The 387-nt window shown below is 65.9% G+C and carries 1 protein-coding gene; it reads right to left on the bottom strand.

The features are described 5' to 3' along the window. On the bottom strand, positions 1-387 hold a 387-nt coding region (locus V3W39_RS33645), incomplete at both ends, for a hypothetical protein (protein WP_330214193.1).

The following is a 387-nucleotide window of genomic DNA, read 5'->3' as shown; positions in this document are numbered from 1 at the left end:
TCCGTCGGTGAGGGTCAGCAGTTCCTCACCGGTAACCATCGACACCGGGCAGCCATTGGTTGTGGTCTTGTCTGCGGGAGCGGCCGCATCTCCTCCAGGGTTCTTGGCAGAGGCGGGCACATCATCCACAAGCTCCTGCTTCACCAGCGCCGTGCGCGCCGTCTTCGGCTCCCGCACCAGAGCCGCCGGATTCGAAACCTGATCTGGACCCACCTTCAACGGCACCGCCGCTGCCTTCACTGGCACCGCATGACTCTGAAGCACCACCGGCTTAAGCACTTCGGCATGCCCATCCATCCGGGCCGTGCCGCCCAGCGTGGCCATCTGCTCCAGCCACTCCCGTGCCCGCTCGGACTTGACCTTGCCCAGCACCTGCGCACCCAGGCG

Source organism: Pseudomonas sp. Z18(2022), from assembly GCF_036346535.1.
In the GTDB taxonomy this organism is placed as follows: Bacteria; Pseudomonadota; Gammaproteobacteria; order Pseudomonadales; family Pseudomonadaceae; genus Aquipseudomonas; species Aquipseudomonas yamanorum_A.
The sequence above is the reverse complement of the archived record's forward strand: the minus strand, read 5'-3'. Positions and strand labels throughout refer to the sequence as shown.